The organism is Erwinia sp. Eh17-17, assembly GCF_039675725.1.
Lineage (GTDB): Bacteria > Pseudomonadota > Gammaproteobacteria > Enterobacterales > Enterobacteriaceae > Erwinia.
In genome coordinates this window covers 412,370-430,826 of the sequence record NZ_JBDFQT010000001.1, presented here as the reverse complement: position 1 = coordinate 430,826, position 18,457 = coordinate 412,370, and the positions used below count along the sequence as shown (strand labels likewise).

18 protein-coding genes are annotated in these 18,457 nt (G+C 57.6%); 7 read left to right on the top strand and 11 right to left on the bottom strand.

All coding sequences use genetic code 11. The features are described 5' to 3' along the window. The first annotated feature begins 292 nt into the window (after positions 1-292). Positions 293-790: a GNAT family N-acetyltransferase gene (locus ABEH87_RS01865; RefSeq protein ID WP_346573396.1), complete on the top strand. Its 498-nt coding sequence runs from the start codon at positions 293-295 to the stop codon at positions 788-790. Between the two features lie 134 nt (positions 791-924). Here the strand turns inward: ABEH87_RS01865 and yajD are convergent, their stop codons facing one another. The 7 genes from yajD to ABEH87_RS01830 form a co-directional block, all read right to left on the bottom strand. Continuing rightward, on the bottom strand, positions 925-1,272 hold the full coding sequence (gene yajD, locus ABEH87_RS01860; protein ID WP_346573394.1) for an HNH nuclease YajD: 348 nt from the start codon (positions 1,270-1,272) through the stop codon (positions 925-927). A 153-nt stretch (positions 1,273-1,425) separates the two neighbouring features. Beyond that, on the bottom strand, positions 1,426-2,856 hold the full coding sequence (locus ABEH87_RS01855; protein WP_346573392.1) for an ATP-binding cassette domain-containing protein: 1,431 nt from the start codon (positions 2,854-2,856) through the stop codon (positions 1,426-1,428). After that, positions 2,853-3,653 carry an ABC transporter permease subunit gene (locus ABEH87_RS01850; protein ID WP_346574546.1) on the bottom strand — a complete coding sequence of 267 codons (801 nt, stop codon included), beginning with the start codon at positions 3,651-3,653 and terminating at the stop codon, positions 2,853-2,855. Before ABEH87_RS01850 ends, ABEH87_RS01855 begins: the two co-directional genes overlap by 4 nt. Continuing rightward, positions 3,653-4,588, bottom strand: a complete 936-nt coding sequence (locus ABEH87_RS01845; RefSeq protein ID WP_346573391.1) for an ABC transporter permease — start codon at positions 4,586-4,588, stop codon at positions 3,653-3,655. The genes ABEH87_RS01850 and ABEH87_RS01845 overlap by 1 nt, the downstream gene beginning before the upstream one ends. Then, positions 4,585-6,108 (bottom strand): ABC transporter substrate-binding protein, encoded by a 1,524-nt coding sequence (locus tag ABEH87_RS01840; protein ID WP_346573390.1) that lies wholly within the window; start codon positions 6,106-6,108, stop codon positions 4,585-4,587. The genes ABEH87_RS01845 and ABEH87_RS01840 overlap by 4 nt, the downstream gene beginning before the upstream one ends. A gap of 240 nt (positions 6,109-6,348) precedes the next feature. Beyond that, positions 6,349-7,791: a melibiose:sodium transporter MelB gene (melB, locus tag ABEH87_RS01835; RefSeq protein WP_346573388.1), complete on the bottom strand. Its 1,443-nt coding sequence runs from the start codon at positions 7,789-7,791 to the stop codon at positions 6,349-6,351. An 83-nt stretch (positions 7,792-7,874) separates the two neighbouring features. Beyond that, positions 7,875-9,179: an alpha-glucosidase/alpha-galactosidase gene (locus ABEH87_RS01830; protein ID WP_346573386.1), complete on the bottom strand. Its 1,305-nt coding sequence runs from the start codon at positions 9,177-9,179 to the stop codon at positions 7,875-7,877. A 246-nt stretch (positions 9,180-9,425) separates the two neighbouring features. Between ABEH87_RS01830 and ABEH87_RS01825 the strand changes: the two genes are divergently transcribed. From ABEH87_RS01825 to ABEH87_RS01815, 3 genes are all read left to right on the top strand, one after another. Continuing rightward, positions 9,426-10,253, top strand: a complete 828-nt coding sequence (locus ABEH87_RS01825) for an AraC family transcriptional regulator (protein ID WP_346573385.1) — start codon at positions 9,426-9,428, stop codon at positions 10,251-10,253. Between the two features lie 77 nt (positions 10,254-10,330). Then, on the top strand, positions 10,331-11,095 hold the full coding sequence (locus ABEH87_RS01820; protein ID WP_346573384.1) for a hypothetical protein: 765 nt from the start codon (positions 10,331-10,333) through the stop codon (positions 11,093-11,095). A gap of 127 nt (positions 11,096-11,222) precedes the next feature. Beyond that, positions 11,223-11,861, top strand: a complete 639-nt coding sequence (locus tag ABEH87_RS01815) for a TetR/AcrR family transcriptional regulator (protein ID WP_346573383.1) — start codon at positions 11,223-11,225, stop codon at positions 11,859-11,861. A 54-nt stretch (positions 11,862-11,915) separates the two neighbouring features. Here the strand turns inward: ABEH87_RS01815 and phnE (ABEH87_RS01810) are convergent, their stop codons facing one another. The 4 genes from phnE (ABEH87_RS01810) to phnC form a co-directional block, all read right to left on the bottom strand. Next, positions 11,916-12,800, bottom strand: coding sequence for a phosphonate ABC transporter, permease protein PhnE (gene phnE / locus ABEH87_RS01810; RefSeq protein WP_346573381.1), 885 nt, complete (start codon positions 12,798-12,800; stop codon positions 11,916-11,918). Further along, a complete protein-coding gene (gene phnE / locus ABEH87_RS01805; RefSeq protein WP_346573379.1) occupies positions 12,800-13,666 on the bottom strand; it encodes a phosphonate ABC transporter, permease protein PhnE in 867 nt (288 codons plus the stop codon). The genes phnE (ABEH87_RS01810) and phnE (ABEH87_RS01805) overlap by 1 nt, the downstream gene beginning before the upstream one ends. A 62-nt stretch (positions 13,667-13,728) precedes the next feature. After that, on the bottom strand, positions 13,729-14,652 hold the full coding sequence (gene phnD, locus ABEH87_RS01800; RefSeq protein ID WP_346573377.1) for a phosphonate ABC transporter substrate-binding protein: 924 nt from the start codon (positions 14,650-14,652) through the stop codon (positions 13,729-13,731). 57 nt (positions 14,653-14,709) lie between these two features. Next, complete coding sequence (gene phnC / locus ABEH87_RS01795; protein ID WP_346573375.1) at positions 14,710-15,558, bottom strand: phosphonate ABC transporter ATP-binding protein; 849 nt, start codon at positions 15,556-15,558, stop codon at positions 14,710-14,712. Positions 15,559-15,910: 352 nt separating this feature from the next. Between phnC and ABEH87_RS01790 the strand changes: the two genes are divergently transcribed. The 3 genes from ABEH87_RS01790 (at position 15,911) to ABEH87_RS01780 (ending at position 18,449) form a co-directional block, all read left to right on the top strand. After that, on the top strand, positions 15,911-16,429 hold the full coding sequence (locus ABEH87_RS01790) for a hypothetical protein (RefSeq protein ID WP_346573373.1): 519 nt from the start codon (positions 15,911-15,913) through the stop codon (positions 16,427-16,429). A 248-nt stretch (positions 16,430-16,677) separates the two neighbouring features. Then, complete coding sequence (locus ABEH87_RS01785) at positions 16,678-18,066, top strand: cytochrome c (RefSeq protein WP_346573371.1); 1,389 nt, start codon at positions 16,678-16,680, stop codon at positions 18,064-18,066. 29 nt (positions 18,067-18,095) lie between these two features. Then, on the top strand, positions 18,096-18,449 hold the full coding sequence (locus tag ABEH87_RS01780) for a cytochrome c (RefSeq protein WP_346573369.1): 354 nt from the start codon (positions 18,096-18,098) through the stop codon (positions 18,447-18,449). The last annotated feature ends 8 nt before the right edge of the window (positions 18,450-18,457 follow it).

The window sequence follows — 18,457 nt, the reverse complement described above, 5'->3', positions numbered from 1 at the left end:
AGGCCGAAGGTATACAGCACGTCAGCAGAACAGCAGAACTCAGACCGGCATATAACCGTCGGAAAGAAGCAACACACCCCATATTTCACCCAGAATAAAGATAAATAACTGTTAATTATTTTTTAAGAAAAATCTTATTGAGTGAAAATATCACAACTTTTTACAGGCAGAAATACCGATTGAAAAAAAGCCTCAATCTTACCGGCAGCCTCTGATTATGCGGACGCCTGACATTTACAGCCTGATAGCTGACCCGGTATACTTTTTGCCTGTTGTTACGGCCTGCAGACTGATGAGGTTTCCCCTGAATATCTCTCTGGAAAAATTCAGTAAGAGCGACTTTGCTGACTATTTTAAACTCGTCAGCGACACGCATGTTATGGCGATGATTACTGAGCGTGCTATCCCCTTGGATGAAGCCTGCCGCGATTATCAACAGCTGCTAAAAACCAACGCTGAATCCGGGGGGCTGGGTTGCTTCAGAATTACGCATGCTCAGGATGGCCACTTTATCGGACTGGGCAAACTGACCCCGCTCCCTGACCAGCCGGATACCGCCGAGCTTGGGTACATGCTTTTACCGGATTACTGGGGCAAGGGCATTGCCAGTCTGGTCGCTGCCTGGCTTATTGAGCGGGCGCACAGCACTGCGCAGTTAACTCACCTGACCGCCATCATCGATCCTGACAATCTGGCTTCAAGAAAGATTCTGATTAATCACGGTTTTACCTCCCGCGAATTCAGGGAGTTCGATGGACTGCCTGGCGAAATTCTGGCGCGGGCGTTGTAAATCTGCCCGGTATAAAAAAGGAATGACCTGCCGTTTTATGCCTGTAGAGCATACCGCCCCGCAGAGCCGGGGCGGGGTTCGGGCAAATCGCCGTGCGACACGCAGCCCCTGACCTGAAACGAACTTTTCTGAAGCTATTTCTTCTTTTTCATCATCGACTGTAAATCGGCAAAAGGATTATAGGTGGCGGCACCCACATCATTCTGCGCGTCCTCCCCCGCCACCACGCGGGTGCCGTACTGGTCGGCTTCCGTGTATTTCGAGTGTTCGTGGTCATGGCAATACAGACACAGCAGCTCCCAGTTACTGCCGTCTTCCGGGTTATTGGTATGGTCGTGATCGATATGGTGGACCGTTAATTCGCGCAGGTTGGAATAAACAAACTCCCGCGCGCAGCGTCCACAGACCCAGGGATAGATTTTAAGTGCTTTCTCGCGATAGCCGCTTTCCAGCCGCGCGTAGTTTTTTGGGATCAGAGCCATTGCCGTTGTGACCTGTTATCAATCGGTAATTTTATCAGTGGGGTGTCAATATATCGCACAATGGAACTGAAGGAGAAAGGAAAGAGAAACATGACGCTGATTTTCAGGGTGACGGACAGCTCCCGCCGCGCGCGGGTGGCTGTCCGCCAGGGGTTAAACGATCGCCACCTCTCCGGCCCGCACAGACTGGCTGTTCTCTTCACCAAAGCGAATGCGCCGGTGGCTGATATGGTCAATCAGCGCTTCGTCGTGGCTCACCACCAGCAGCGCACAGTTTTGCGCAGCGGCGACCTCGACCAGCAGCTCAATGGTCTGCTGCTGCGTCAGCAGATCGAGGCGCGACGTCGGCTCATCGGCAAACAGAAACACCGGGTCGAGCAGCAGCACGCGCAGCAGAGCGAAGCGCTGTAGTTCACCGCCGGAAATCTCGCCGGGGTAGCGGTCAAGCAGCAGCGGACGCAGCTTCAGGCGCTCCATCAGCGGTGCAATGCGCCGGTCGTCAAGGCGGTGCCGTTTAATCACATCACCCAGCGCCTGACGCAGCGTCACGCGCGGCGCAAACGCCGAGGGGGGATCCTGGAAGATCTTCTGATAGCGCACCGCCGCTATCTGACGGTGGCGCTCCACTTTCCCACTGTCGGCGGCCAGCAGTCCGAGCAGGATATCGCCAAAACTGCTCTTGCCACAGCCGCTGGGGCCGGTAATACCAATCACCTCACCCGCGTGTACCCGCAGAGACTGGCCGCTGAACAGCTGCCGCCCGCCGCGCTTGATACTCAGGTTATGGGCTTCCAGCACCACTTCCCGCGCGTGCTGTGCGGGCTGACGGGCAGCCCAGCGCGAGGGATCTGCCGCCAGCAGCGCACGGGTATAAGGATGCTGCGGCCGGGTCAGCACCTGCTCCGCGCTGCCGCGTTCGACGATCTCCCCACGCAGCATCACCGCCACTTCCCCGCCGATCTGCCGGGCCAGTTCAATATCGTGGGTGATGGTCAGCAGCCCGCCGCCCGCGCGCACTTCCTGCAACAGCAGCGCGATGACTTCATCCCGCCGCGCCACGTCCAGCCCCTTGGTCGGCTCATCGGCCACGATAATGTTCGCCCCACCCGCACGCGCAGCGGCAAAGGCCACGCGCTGGGCCATGCCGCCGGACAGCGCCTGCGGCAGACGGTCGGCGGCCTCTGCCACGCCCAGCGCAGAGAGATCGTGCAGCGCCGCATCGCGCGCCTGCTCCCTTTTCATGCCGCGCAGAAAACGGTAACCCTCTGCCACCTGTTCACCTGCGCGCATGGTCGGGTCCAGCGCCAGCCAGGGTTCCTGCGGCAGAATGCCCAGCGTATGGCCCCAGAGTGCGCGCGCCGGGCGGCTGGCGAGCGGGTGCGACTGACCGGCAAAGTGAAGCGTGCCGCGGGCTTCCAGCCCCGGTGGCAGCGTGCCGATCACCGCCTGGGCCAGCAGGCTTTTACCGGAACCGGTCTCGCCCAGCAGCGTAAACGGCTGTCCGGCCCGCAGGCTAAATGACAGCGGCTGCACCGACAGATCGCCGCCGCTGACGGCCGCCTGTTGAATATCCATCAGGATCATGATTTCTCCCTGCCTGCCAGCAGCAGCAGGCTTAATACCAGTAAAAAGACCACCACCACCGGCTGCAGCAGCGCATAGGGCGCTTCTTCATAGTACGGCAGCAGTTCGGTCATCATCAGCCCCAGTTCCGGAGTCGGTGGCCGCACGCCAACGCTGACAAAGCCCAGCGCCGCAATCGCCATAATGGCACTGGCTGCGCCAAACGCCGCCACGGTCAGCACGACCGGTGCCATCTCCGGCCACAGATGGCGGCGAAAAATCAGCCACGGACTGAGGCCCAGCAGGCGCGAAGCCTGCACGGCGGGCGAGCTGAGTAACGGCCGGGCAATCGCCCGGCTGATGCGGAAATATTCCACCCACAGCAGCAATGAAATACCGACGTACAGCATCACGGCAGAGTCCGGCACCAGCGCGGTCAGCAGCAGCACCAGCAGCAGCCCCGGCAGCGCCAGGAAGGCATCGGCCAGCAGCGAAACGCCGCGATCGACCCCGCCCCCGCGCCAGGCAGCCAGTACACCGAGCAGGATGCCGGGGATCATCGCACTCAGTACGCTAATCAGCGCCAGCCCCAGCGACAGACGGATGGCCGCCGTCAGGCGGGCAAACAGCGAGCGGCCCAGGTGGTCATAGCCAAACGGCGCGCTGAGATTCGGCCATTGCAGTGCCAGCATCAGCTTCTGGCGCACCGGATCCTGCGGCCACAGCAGCGGCAGCACAAAAGCAAATATCACCAGCAGCAGCAACAGCAGTGCCCCGCTCCGTTGCGCCAGCGAGCTGCGGCGCACTATCGTCATCATCATGCATTCTTCCTTCGCGGATCCAGCCAGTAACACAGCCCGTCACTCAGGGCATTGAGCAGCACAAACAGCAGCCCCATAATCAGCGCGGTCCCCTGAATCATCGGCACGTCGCGGGCGAAAATGGCATGCACCAGCGCATGACCAATGCCCGGCCAGGCAAACAGGGTTTCCACCACAATCACTCCTTCAATCAGGTAGATAAACTGCACGCTCAGGTAAGTCACCAGCGGGACGCTGACGTTGCGCAGCCCGTGGCGCCAGAACAGCGTGCGTGCGTTCAGCCCTTTGGTGCGGCCAAACGCATACCAGGCAGAGTCCGTCACCTGGCGCATGGCATTACGCGCCACCCGGCTGGAGACTGCCGCCAGCCCAAGGGCCAGCGTCAGCGCAGGCAACAGCACGTGCTGCACGTCACCATAGCCCGCGGCAGGCAGCCAGCGCAGACCGAGGGCAAAAATCAGCACCAGAATCAGCCCCAGCACAAAGTGCGGCAGTGCCCGCAGCGTGGTCGAGAGCGCCAGCAGCATCCGGTCAAGCTTCCCGCCGGGGGACAGCCCGGCAAGAATACCCAGCGGCGGGCCGAGCAGCAGCGAGAGCAGCAGTGCCACCGCAGCCAGCAGTAGGGTCTGCCCCAGCTGATGACCTATCTCCTCCATCACCGGCGCACCGGATACCAGCGAATTACCGGGGTTGAAGTGCAGCAGCTGCACAAACCAGTCGGCCAGCGCCTGCCAGGCCGGCCGATCCAGCCCCAGCTCCTGCTGTACCGCGCTGGCCGCAGCGGCATCAACGCGGTCATAGCCGTAGCGCCCGGCCGCAATGCGGTAAGCAATATCTCCCGGCAGCGAGCGCATCAGCACAAAGGTCAACCCGCCTACCAGCAGGGCCACCAGTCCGGCCTGCAGCAGGCGATAGCCCAGCATGCGGATCATTCAGCCCACCTCATTTTTTCCAGCCCGAAGGTGCGCTCGAACGGGTCGAGAGTGGCGCCGCTCAGGCGTTGAGAAACGGCGGCAGTCTGCTGATACCACGCCACCGGAATGGTCGGCAGCTCGGTTTGCAGAATACGCGTCAGCTGCTGGCGTTCGGCCTGGCTTTTCGCCGGGTCGCGGCCCTGCACCAGGTCGGCCAGCGTCTGGTTAAACGGGGCGCTGGTCCAGTTCATCGCGCCCCAGTCGCCGCCCCTGGGAGGATAGTCCTGCAACAGCGTTCCCAGCGGGTCCGGCGTCAGCGCGAAGTTACGCGCCACCAGCGCCAGCTCCAGCGTGCCGTCATGGTGTCTGGCGGCAATTTCCCCGGAGTTGGTCGAGTTGATCGCCACCTGGATACCCACGTCGCGCAGCTGTTGCTGGATCGCCGCGGCGATCAGCGGCAGCTCCGGACGGTCAGGATAGGTGGTCAGCGTCAGAGAGAACGGTTTGCCGTTACGTTGCAGAATGCCATCCGCCCCCGGCTTCCAGCCCAGCTCTGCCAGCAGCGCCTGTGCCTGCTGTGGCTGGCTCGTCAGCGGAGTCAGGCTGGCGTTGTGCCACTGTGCCACCGACGGAGGAAACAGCTGATCGGCCGCCGCCGGGTAGCGCAGAATGGCGCGGGCGATACCCTGGCGGTCGAGCGCCATGCTCAGCGCCTGGCGTGCGCGCACGTCATTCAGCAGCGGGTGGCCCGCATTGACCTTCAGCAGGACGCTGCGCGGAATAGAGACGGCCAGCAGCTGGAGGTTGGGGTTGTTCTTCAGGCGGGTACGGCTGGCGGGGTCAAGGTTGAGCACCATATCGGCGTTGCCGCTCTCGGCCAGCAGCGCACGGGTCTCCGCACGGCCTACGGCCATATAGCTGGCCTGTTCAATAGCTGGCGCTTTGCCCCAGTAGTCGTGGAAACGCGACACCGTCAGCTTCTGCGGCGCCTGCAGTGAGGTCAGACGGTAAGGCCCGCTGCCGACGATCTGCACCACTTTATGCGCCGCATCGTAGGAGGCGGGCGCAAGGATCTGGGCGCGGTTTTCGGCCAGCATACTCAGCAGCGGGGTAAACGGCTGGCTGAGCGCGATCACCACCTGCCCTTCCTCTGCGCGAATAGCCGTAATCGGCGCTTTATCCAGCAGGCCCGGTTTGCTGCGCGACACCTCAAGCGCGTTCACCACGCTGGCGGCTGTCAGCGCGCTGCCGTCATGGAATTTCACCTGGGGGCGCAGCGTGAAGCGCCACAGCAGACCATCGTCGGATACGGTCCAGGCGGTGGCCAGGCCCGGCAGCGGCTGACCGGCGGTATCGGCATTGACGAGGGTTTCAACAATCGACATTTTCAGGAAAATATCGCCGGACAGCGTCGGGTCAGTACCTTTAATTTCGAATGGGGCGACCAGCGCGGCGACCCGCTCAGGGGCGGCGCTGGCCGGGGCGGCAACGGCCGCCAGCATCAGAGCCAGCAGCGGCGAGCGTACAAAATTGCGCATTCGGTTATCAATCCTTTATCCAGAGAAGGGAACAACGCAGGCTGACGCCCGCGCTGCGGATGATAACTGTTACTTTATAACATTACAATTAGCAATCTGTGGTTACAATTCCCCGCCTTTAACGGGGATTTTACCTCCTTGCAGGTGCAAATCATTGGCACGGGGCGACCGGAAAAAAAGGTCTCCATCACGGCAGGTGCAAATCATTGGCACGGGGCGACCGGAAAAAAAGGTCGCCCCCTACGGGGATTTCACCGTTTCGGGGGGATACACCACCTCGGCATCACTGTTGAGCGGCATGACCGGAGAGGCCATCACGCCTTCACCTTCACCGTACTTATGTTGTAATGCGCGCTGCATCTCATGCAGGATTTCGCCGTCCAGCTTGTAGTGGCGCAGATAGATCCACAGGGTAAGAATGAAGAACAGCAGCGGTACGCCAACCATAATCCCCTGCATCCCCATGATAGTGCTGGCCGACTGCTGCACGCCCGGCACGTAGCCCACCACGCCCAGCATCACGCCAATCAGCAGCCCGGCAAACGCCGCCCCCGCTTTCACCACCATCGTCTGCACCGAGAAGGCGATGCTTTCGATGCGCACGCCGAGGGCGTAGTCACCGTAATCCACGGTATCCGCCACCATAATCACCAGCATCACCCAGAAGAAGGCCCCGCCGATATTCACCAGAATCCCGGAAAGCGAGATCAGCGTGGCGCTCTGCGGCGCAAAGAGACCCACCGCCAGCAGCAGCAGACAGCTCATGACCGGCAGTACCGACGCGCTGATCCAGATGGCCCGGCGGGAGAAGCGCGCCACCAGTTTCGGGAAGCAGAGAATGGCGATCAGGTTGGCGATCCCGGCGTACATCATGTACCACGGGAACAGCTCCGCCCGGCCCACCACGTAGGTGAAGTAGTAGATGGCAAACGCGGTGATCACGTTGTGCGCCAGGTTCCACGCCAGCGCCATCAGCAGCAGTGCGAACAGCGGACGATTGCGGAAAATCATGCTGAGCACCGCTTTAATGGTGGTCTGCTCCGGCGCGTTCGGTACGGCGGAAGAGGAGTATTTCTCCTCAATATTACACAGCGTGATAATGGCCGAGAGGATAAAGAACACCACGAGGATCAGCGAGAACAGCATAAACCCCTGCCCTTTATCGCCGTCACCGAGGTAGTTGACCAGCGGCAGGCCGATGACCCCGGTGGTGTAACCGGCCAGGCTGGCAAAGAAGCGCGGCCACGGGATCAGCGCCTCACGCTCACGCTTGTCGAGGGTAATGCAGGGCACCAGCGACCAGAACGGCACGTCCATCAGGGTATAGGTGAAGCCCCACAGCAGATAGGTCGCCCAGATCCAGGCTATCAACGCCCCGCCCTCAAAATGGTGGGCGCAGAATACCGACACCAGCACCACAGAGTTCGTCAGCGTACCGATCAGGATCCAGGGTTTAAATTTCCCCCAGCGCGTGCGGGTCCGTTCGACAATCCAGCCCATCACCGGGTCAAAGAAGGCGTCCAGAATACGGGCGACCAGGAACAGCGACGCCACCATGCTGACCGACACACCGACCACATCCGTGTAGTAGTACATCAGATACATATAGATAATGCCGATAGCAAAATCCTTGCCGAAAGCACCCAGCCCGTAGCTGATTTTTGTTTTTACCGAAACAGTCATCGTTGTCTATCCCTGCCAGTGTCATCGTAAATGGCGACCCCCGGTGAGGTCGCCACGATCCAGAGAGCGCTCCCGCTGCGGGGTTAACGGTAGGCGGGCAGCCAGTCACCGTGGGCGGCGATCAGTTCATCACACAGCTTCACCGTGTCATCGATCGACAGTTCGGCGGAGGTGTGCGGGTCGAGCAGCGCGGCGTGATAGATATGCTCTTTGCGCCGGGTGACAGCGGCCTCGATGGTCAGCAGCTGGGTATTAATATTAGTGCGGTTAAGCGCAGCGAGCTGCGGCGGCAGGTTACCGACATAGCACGGCGTCACGCCCTGCCCGTCCACCAGGCACGGAACCTCCACGCAGGCCTCTGACGGCAGGTTGGTAATCAGCCCGTGATTCAGCACGTTACCGCCAATTTTATACGGTACATCAGTTTCCATCGCTTCAATCATCCATGACGCATACTCATGGCTGCGGGTATGGGTGAGGTTCTCATTTTGCGTCAGCTTATCGCGCTGCTGATGCCAGCGGTCGATCTGCTCGATGCAGCGGCGCGGATACTCATCCAGCGGAATATTGAAGCGTTCAATCAGCTCAGGATAGTGGCGCTTAATCCAGTACGGCATATATTCCGCATTGTGCTCGGAGGATTCCGTCACGTAATAGCCAAACACGCGCATGATTTCATGCCGCACCATATCGTCATGCTTATCCGTCAGCGCCAGCGCGCGCCGCCTGATCTCAGGATAGATATCTTCGCCATGGCGGGTGATGTTCAGCAGCCACGCCATATGATTAATCCCGGCTATCTGCCACTTCACGCCGTCCGTTGGCATATCCACTGACTTCAGCAGCGTTTCCGCACACACCTGCACGCTGTGGCACAGCCCGACGGTCTTAATTCCGCTGTGGTGCAGCATTGCTCCGGTCAGTGACGCCATCGGGTTGGTGTAATTCAGCAGCCAGGCATCCGGGCAGACCGCCTCCATATCGCGGGCAAAGTCCATCATCACCGGGATGGTGCGCAGCGCGCGGAAAATCCCGCCAATGCCGAGCGTGTCGGCGATGGTCTGGTGCAGGCCGTACTTTTTCGCAATCGCAAAATCCGTAATGGTACAGGGGTCGTAGCCGCCCACCTGGATGGCATTGATCACATAGCTGGCTCCCTCCAGCGCACGGCGGCGCTGATCAACGCCGGCAAATTTCTCAATACGCGCTTTACCCTGACAGAGGTTGGTATTGAGGTTGTTCAGCATCCGCCAGGAGTCGTTAAGACGTTCCGCATCAATGTCATACAGGGCGATATCCACCTGCTGTAATGTCGGCGTGGCCAGAATATCGCCCAGCACATTCTTCGCAAATACCGTACTTCCCGCCCCGAGAAACGTAATTTTCATGGTCATGCCCTTTTGCATCAGTGAAGTGAAGTTGCCCTCACTTTAGGCAGCAGGCGGGCGGCTGCCTATGTCATTTTTTGACATTGATATGGTGAAAAATGACGGCCAGATTGAACTGTGATCTGGCTCGCTAATTACCGGTTACGGTGAAGAAAATCAGCGGGCAATGTCACAAAACACGCTTTCCTCACGCTCCATTGCCGATATTCGATGCTGTAATAACATGAAAAACAATGGAAAGTTTTCATGCAAAAAGATATCCATCCTGACGATATTGCCCAGTTTGGTCTGAACATTTACCAGTACGGGCATGAGGTCTGCGCCAGCCAGCACAGCTATGGTCCGGCAGTGCGCCAGCATTATCTTATCCATTATGTGATAAGTGGTGGCGGTACGCTGTTCAGCGGAAATCAGCGCTGGCCGGTACGTCAGGGCGAGGCATTTCTCATCCACCCGCACGAGATAACCACCTACACGGCAGACAAACAGCGGCCGTGGGAATATATGTGGCTGGAGCTGGATGGATTAATTGCGGTGAGAAGCCTGGAAAAATGCGGGCTGCGGCGCGATATGCCGATCTGGCGGCCAAAAGATCCCCTTTCCTCTGACGACGCCCGTCAGCATCTGCAACAGCTGGTCGCGCAGGACCCGCTGCATTCGCTGCGCATCGCCGGGCTGAGCTGCCTGTTTCTTGATGCGTTAATCGCTAATGTGGCTGACGGGGGAAATGAAGACAACGGCTGTGGCAACAAGCACCTGGACCATGCCGTGCAGTATATGGAACGCCATTATCATCGCAGTTTTACTATTGGCGAGGTGGCAGAATACTGCAATATTGACCGCAGCTATCTCAGCCGTCTGTTTCAGCAGCAGTTTGGCTATGGTCCGAAACACTACCTTTTATTGCTGAGAATGGATGTCGCCACGTCGCTGCTCTCAGACCCCAACCTGCCGATAAAAATTATCGCTTATTCATTAGGTTATGCCAGTCAGATGCAGTTTGCTAAGGTGTTTCAGCAGCATTTCCACTGCTCGCCGACCCGATGGCGGCAGGAGAAAACCCAATCGACCTGAAAGGACGCTGAGATTCTGCCATACTCTGTGCCACTGTCCGGCCACTGGCCGGATTCTCCGTAACCGCGAGGCGCCCGATGAATTCTGAACTCAGCCCATCCCCGGCCTACGGCCAGCTCCACGCCGCCCTGCTGGAACAGCGTTCCCGCGTGCAGTCAGCGGAGGTGATTCACACGGTGAATCGCGCCTTACTGGCCGGGGAGCGGGTCAGCGCCGCCTTTTATGACCTCAGCCTGCTTAAATTACTGCAACAGCGAAAAATTCTGCCACTTACCACGCCTGAAACCACGCGGGAAATCGAGGCATTCATTGCTGAACTGAATCCGGTGGTGCCCGCACGGCTGGCCGATGAGGCGCAGTTCTGTGAGCTGCAACAGCAGGTTAGTCAGCTGAGTGAACATTTTCACTGGCAGCACGCCAGCCTGCTGCTGGTACAAAACGCCCTGTTTGTTCGCACCTGGCTGCACTGGCAGCAAACGCTGGAAACCCTGTTCAGCGCCGGCGATAACGCCGCGGTATTTCAGCGCCTGGAACAGGTGCTGAAGGACTCCAGCGGGAAGATCCCGGTCCTGGGGGAGGCTCGCGAACTCTACCGCGCACTGGAAGGATTACTGGTCAGCTGCCGTCAGAAAGCAGAGGAGCACAGCAGCGAACAGAATGCTCTGGCCGGATACACTGCCGCTGCCGATATCGCCAGCCGGGGCATTATCACCTTCGGTGCGACCGCAGAAGCGGTGCTGCGCGGCCGCCCGCTGCCGACCGAAGCCCAGCTCAGCGCCCGCATTAAACAGCATCACGCCAGCGTCACCGACCGCACCCATCCGTGGTTTTCTGCCCTGTAATGGCCTTGTAAACCGTATATTCCGGCCGCTGGCCAGGCGCCATGCTGTGCGGCGCTGTTTGTAAATCAGCGCTTCAGGCGCTACTCTGGCGGCGGTTTCCACTAAGAATGATGGGTATTGATTCACTATGCCAGCCCCCGCCAAACGTAAGAACGATCCCGAAGGGTTAAAAAAACGCATCCTCGCCAGCGCGCTGACCACCTTTGCCGCTTTCGGCCTGCAGGGCGCGCGGATGGAACAGATTGCGGAAGAAGCCCAGACCACCAAACGCATGGTGGTCTATCACTTCACCAATAAAGAGCAGCTGTACATCGAGGTTCTGCACATGGTGTATCGCGAGATCCGCCAGCATGAAACCGGGCTGAACCTCGCCGAGATGTCCCCGACAATGGCGATGGCCCGTCTGGCCGAGGCCAGCTTCGACTACCACATTTCACATCCGGACTTTATGCGGCTGATCTGTAGTGAAAACCTGATGCGAGGCCGCTACATCAGCCAGTCAGAGACAATTAAAGCGCTGAACCAGAGCGCGCTGGATGTGCTGGATACGGTGCTGATGCGCGGCAGGGAGAGCGGAGAGTTTGATCCGGAGGTCAGAACGGTGGATGTCCATCGCCTGATTAGCAGCATCAGCTTTCACAACGTGGCTAACCACTACACCTTCAACACGTTGTTCGGCGGCAATGAAACCGGGCAGCAGAGCATTGCGCGTAACCGTCAGCTGGTGGTCGATGCCACGCTGCGCTACCTGCGTCCGGCCGGGTAACGCGTTCGTTTTCATCACCCCGCCGCAGGCGGGGCGATCGCTGCCAGCGGCAAATTATTTTTCCTGACCAAATAACGGCACCGGCTGCCCGCTGATATAGCGTTTGCGCAGCTTCGCAGAAATATGGTCCATGATCATCACAATCACTACCATTACCAGGGTGATAAACATCACCACATCCCAGTTCCACAGGCGCATGTTTTCGGCATACACCAGTCCAATCCCTCCCGCGCCCACGAAGCCCAGCACGGCGGCCGAACGGGTGTTCGACTCAATCTGGTACAGGCTCAGCGCGAGAAAACTGGGGAACGACTGAGTGAAGATGCCGTAACGGTGTTTCTGCAGGCTGTTCGCCCCCACCGCATTCAGCCCGCGCCCCGGTGAACGCTCCACCGCTTCATGACCTTCGGCATACAGTTTCCCCAGCAGCCCGACGTCCTGCATGATGATTGCCAGCACCCCGGCCAGCGGCCCCATACCGACCGCACGCACGAAGATCAGCCCCCAGATCGCCATATCAATGCCGCGCAGAATATCCAGCAGGCGGCGGACCACCAGCGCGACGGGACGCAGCAGCGGCGTGGCCATCACGTTGCGTGCTGCAAGGAACGAGAGCGGCAGCGCCAGCAGCGTCGCGGTGATCGTCCCGGCGAACACAATCGCAATCGTGATGAAAATCTGACTGAAATAGTAAGCAAACGGCCAGTTCGCCACGTCATGCCAGACAAACATGCGCATAAAATAGTGCGCCAGCTGGCCCAGGCCAACGGTCAGCTGCTGCCAGCTGATACCAAACTGAGTAAAGAAAAATACGTAATAGAGCACAATGGCCGCGGCAATCAGCCCGATGCGGCGCAGATAAGCGCGCTGGATGGCAAACAGCGCCTGATGCTGCTGTTTCATGCCATCCAGTTTGTCACTGCCAGTTAATCCGATCATCAACGGTTTCCTTCCACCACGCGTCGGCGTACCCGCCCGGATAACATATCCAGCAGCGAAACCACCACAATAATCAGCAGCAGCGTCATGCTGACCTGATCGTAACGATCCAGCTTGATGTTGGTCATCAGCTCCTGGCCAATCCCCCCCGCTCCAACCAGCCCGAGGATCGTGGACTGGCGAAAGTTCACCTCGAAGCGCATAAAACCATAGGAGAGGAACACCGGTTTCACCTGCGGCCACAGCGCAAAACGCATACGCTGCAACGACGATGCGCCACAGGAGGCGAGGCCGCGCACCGGTTTATCCGAGGCGCTTTCAATCGCCTCATAGAACAGTTTGGTCAGGCTGCCGATGGTGTGCAGCGCCAGCGCCAGAAAGCCGGGGATCACCCCGATGCCAAAGGCCATCACAAACATCACCGCCCACGCCAGCTCCGGCATGGTGCGCAGGAAGGCGACGGCGGTACGAATAGCAAAACTGACGGCGCGCGGCGTCTGGGTATTGCTGGCGGCAAAAAAGGCCAGCACCCCGGCGACCATCACCGACGCCAGCGTGGCGGCCAGCGCCAGCTGTAACGTTTCCCAAATCAGCGGCAGCTGAATATGCAGACGATACCCCCAGTAGGCCAGCGATCCTTCTGTATGGCTGTCGGCAAACAGCTGGGAAACGTGAAGTACCGGGACGGTTTCGGCGAGGTAGTCGAAGAAGTTTGGCAGTGACACCCAGATGGTGTGCAGATTAAATTCAGCCATATGGCCGGAAGCCAGGTACAGCGCCAGCAGCGTCAGCGACCACAGCAGCGTATCGCGCTTCTGTCTGCCACGAACCTGCTGGTAATAGCGTTCAAAATCGGGATGTGTCATGCGGATACCTGAGTCAAGGGCCGGCAGTCGCCAGCCCTTATCAGTGGAGAAAATAGCGGTGATTAACGGGCTTTGGTCAGCGCGCGTTTCATATCAATAATCGCCTGGTAGTCAGCCACAGTGGCCGGGCCGATATGCTGTGCGCCACCTACGGCTTTGACGAAACAGCTGTGATGTTCGGTATCCAGCTTTTTAATCGCGCTGACCAGCTTCGCTTTAAAATCAGCCGGCAGCTTGTTGCTGACCAGCACCGGGCCGTTCGGGATCAGCGGCGACTGCCAGATAATGCGGATTTTTTTCATCAGGTCCGGATTACCGGCGCGGATCATACGGGTGAATGCGCCGCTGGTGTAACCGGTGTTGTAATCACCGATCATTGAAGCCCAGGTCACGGCACCCTCAAACTGACCGTTCAGCACGCCGAGCACATCCTGCTCGTGGCCGCCGGAGAAGGTCACGCTGGAGAAGTGGCCGTTGTACTTATCGTCCACCGTGCCGCCGAACTCTTTCTTGAAGCTTTCATTCGGGATCAGGAAGCCGGAGGTAGAATCCGGGTCAGCCATGCCGAATGATTTGCCCTTCAGGTCGGCCAGGGTTTTGTACGGGCTGTCGGCTTTTACCACCACCACGGAGTGATAACCGCGTGATTTATCGGCGTCGTCCACCACGATCCCCACGACATCGACCGCTTTCGGGTCGTTGATGTAGACCGAAGCATAGGAGGAAGGGGACATGCTGAGCACCATGTCCACTTTGCCGCCAATCAGGCCCTGGATCACGCCAGAGTAGTCAGACGAGTTACGCAGTTTTGTATCAACATTCAGCTCTTTGTCGAAGAAGTCTTTCACGCACTGGTTATCACCAATCTGCTGCGTGGCATTCTGGCCGCCAAGGATACCTAAATTCAGTTCTTTTGGTGCGTCGGCGGCAGACACGTTGGCTGCCATCACACTACTGATTACCGCTGCGAGAATGATTTTTTTCATTGCTGAGTTCCGTGTCCCATAAAAGTGTTATTGCCCCAAAGACCGGCTGTTGCTCAGTCAGGAATGGAGGTTTTCGTTCAGTTGAGAAATTTCGTCGCCGTACAACAAATGCAGGAGATCGTCGGTCAGTTCTGACGGGTGTCCGTCAAACACAATGCGGCCCTTAGCGATGCCAATGGCGCGCGTACAATACTCTTTCACCAGCTCTACCGAGTGCAGGTTGACCATCACGCTGATGCCGTTATCACTCACCTGACGCAGTACGTCCATGATGCGGCGGGTGTTTTTCGGGTCGAGGGAGGCGACCGGCTCATCCGCCAGTAAAATTTTCGGGTTCTGCATCAGCGCACGGCAGATCGCCACGCGCTGCATCTGCCCGCCGGAAAGATTTTCCGCGCGCTGCAGCGCCTGCGGCAGCATATTCAGCCACTCCAGCAGACCGATAGCGCGGGCGCGGTCTTCATCGGGGAAGATTTTAAAGAAAGATTTCAGCGTCGAGGTCTGGCTCAGACGGCCCAGCAGGACATTGGTCAGCACATCCAGACGCGGCACCAGGCAGAAATCCTGGAAAATCATGCCGCACTCACTGCGCCACTGGCGCATCTGCCGGGTGTTCAGCTCAACGATGTTCTGCTGCTTACCATTCTCGTGAAAGTTGAGGATCTCGCCTTCGCTGGCCGGAATCGTCCCATTCAGCACATGCAGCAGGGTCGATTTCCCTGCACCGCTGCGGCCAATTACCGCCACCAGCTCGCCGGAATGCAGATCAAAGTTAATATCGTGCAGGACGCGATTCTGCGTACCGTAGGATTTCCCTAAGCCATTAACCGACAGCACTTTCGGGCGCAGCGCTGCCTGCGGGGCCGTCTGATGCTGGGGGGCAATCTTCAATAATGCCTGTGCCATATGTTTACCAAAGTCAGGTTGCGCGTTATCCGCTGTGCGCCCTATTAACCATGTGTGCAATGAAAGTTTAATGACAACGGGGTGATGGAAAAATGACAGGCTGAAATACTCTCAGCACCCGGAGTGATAAGCACCTATTGTCAAGAAGGGGTTTAGCGCAGGTGAATAAGGTGGACGTGCGCATACTGCCCAGGAAATGGACAACATTTTTTAATCATGGGTAATTAAGGATGAATAACATGACAATACCCGTTTATTTATGGCTAAAGGATAAGCGCCAAACCGCCGGGCCATGCCTCAGAAGGCTGTATCATTATCGGAAATACCACACGTAACCGTATCTGGTCATCCGGTGACAGGGCAGTTGAGTGGTGGAATGATACGCGCCATATTTATGTTTTTGTTTATTTTTATTCCCAACTTAGTTTTTGCTACTCCCTATTCAAATTGGGCGAATCTCATTCAAAATATTTCCTCAGGGGACCAACATACATTGGAAGAATTATCCGAAACTGTGATACGCATTAATCACTCTTTTAGCGACTCACAATCGATAGAGTTCGTAGAGGCAATTGGTTTTGCACTAATCAAAAACCCTCTTACAACACTAAACTCAACAAATAAGTTAGTTAACAACAAAGATGTTCTGGTCCAACGCTACGATACTGGAACTGTATGCTCACTCCCTCTCATCATGGAGTACTCCAAAAAATCCACGCTGCTCTACTACAAGCTTGCCTCAGAATCGTTGAAAAAAGCAGGTTTACCCGCCAGAGAGTGCCTCAAAAATATGCAAGCCTCCTTTGAGGAAGTGGAATCGGAAGAGGAACGGGGCACGATGAAGTGGGGGGAAAAAGAGTTCACGCCATAGATCTGCACAACCACACTCATTTTATTGCCAGAAAACACCTAAAACTGCCCGTTCAGTATTAAAACGCCATTCACCTCCCAGAGGGGGAATTTACATTAGTGCAATAAATCATAATTTATCCAGGCACGTTGCGGCTAAACTCATGGCACAGCAATAACAGACAATCCCGCAGGAAAAATATCCTCACTTTCTGTCTGACTGAAGTATTGCAATATTAAAGCCTGTGGCTACTAAGGAAGATCATACGTATGAAAAACAGGATGTTGTCTGCCCGCAATCATAGCGGGTTAAGTCATCAGAGTCGTTCACGAAAAGTTCGCTGGATTAAAATCGCCATTATTCTTCCGCTAGCTGCTGTTTTCATTGCCTGGGGAGCAACGCTGGTCATCCCTGCCCCTGCCAGCTCGCAGAAAACCTTACTCCCTCCCGCTGACCCTGAACAGATTCAGCGCGGTGCGTATCTGGCTCGCGTCGGCGACTGCATTGCCTGCCACAGCCGGGCCGGAGAACCGCCGTTCAGTGGAGGGGTGGCTATCGCCTCACCGATTGGCGGGATGGTTCCGCCCAATATCACCCCGGATAAACAGTTTGGCATCGGTCACTTCAGCTACGCTGACTTTGACAATGCCGTCAGATACGGCATTCGTAAAGATGGATCCACGCTCTATCCGTCGATGCCCTGGCCCTCTTACAGCCGTATTTCGCAGCAGGATATGCAGGCGCTCTACGCGTATTTTATTAACGAAGTAAAACCCGTGCCGCAGGCCAGCGCTGAAAACACCATCCCGTGGCCGCTGTCGCTGCGCTGGCCCATGACCTGGTGGCGCTGGTTCTTTGCGCCAGAAAGCGGCCCGGTATTGCAACACACGCCGGACGACCCGGTGCAGCTGGGGGCGTATTATGTCACCGGACTGGGGCATTGCGGCGCCTGCCATACCCCGCGCGCCATCACCCAGCAGGAAATGGCCTATGACGACCCTTCAGGAACAGACTACCTGTCGGGCGGGCAGGTCATTGACGGCTATGCCGCGCCGTCTTTACGGGGCGAACTGCGCTCCGGTCTGGGAATGAGCCATAGCAATGAGCTGGTCGAACTGCTTAAAACCGGCGTCACGGACAAAACAGCGACCTTTGGCCCGATGTCAGAGGTGGTCACCAATTCAACGCAATATATGACGGAGCACGATCTTCAGGCCATCGCCACCTATCTGCGCACCCTGTCTCCGGCCGTTACCCAGTCTCAGCCTTATTACACGATGAAGACCTATACCGCCTTCAGCAAGGGAGATGTGTCCAGACCCGGCGCTGAAATCTATTTAACACACTGTTCAGCCTGCCATTTAACCAACGGACTGGGTTATCGCAAAAAATTCCCGGCGCTGGCGCTGAATTCTGCTGTTAACAGTGCCGATCCTGCCGGGTTAATCAGCATCGTGCTGAACGGTGGCACCCAGGCTGAAAGTGCATTGTCGGGGCCCGGCTATGCCATGCCGGGCTTTGCCGGACAGTTAAGCGATCGGCAGATTGCCGACGTCGTGAGCTTTATCCGTTCATCCTGGGGAAATGAATCTGCGCCCGTTGCGGCATCCGCCGTCAAGACGTTGCGAAAAAATGGCCCCTCCGCCGCAACGAAATAAATTCAGATTATCGACAAAAAGGAGTTTTAATGAAAATCAGAATCCCCCGCGCGCGCCTCAGCTCTCTGCTATTCGTCGCGGTCATCAGCGCCGCCCTGCCCGCTATCGCTGACGCGACGGATGAATATCCCCCCGGAACGGTAAACCAGCTGGCGAAAGCCAACAGCTGCATGAGCTGCCACGGCCCTGGCGGCATCAGCCAGTCACCTGAATGGCCCAATATTGCCGGTCAGAAAGCCCCCTATTTAGAAAGTCAGCTGAATGCCTTTCGCGATGGCAGCCGGAAAAACGGCATGATGGAAAACATCACCAAAAATCTGACGGCAGCCGATATGAAACAGCTGGCGAAATATTTCAGCGAGTTACCTGTTGAAAATAAATAAAGCCGAGG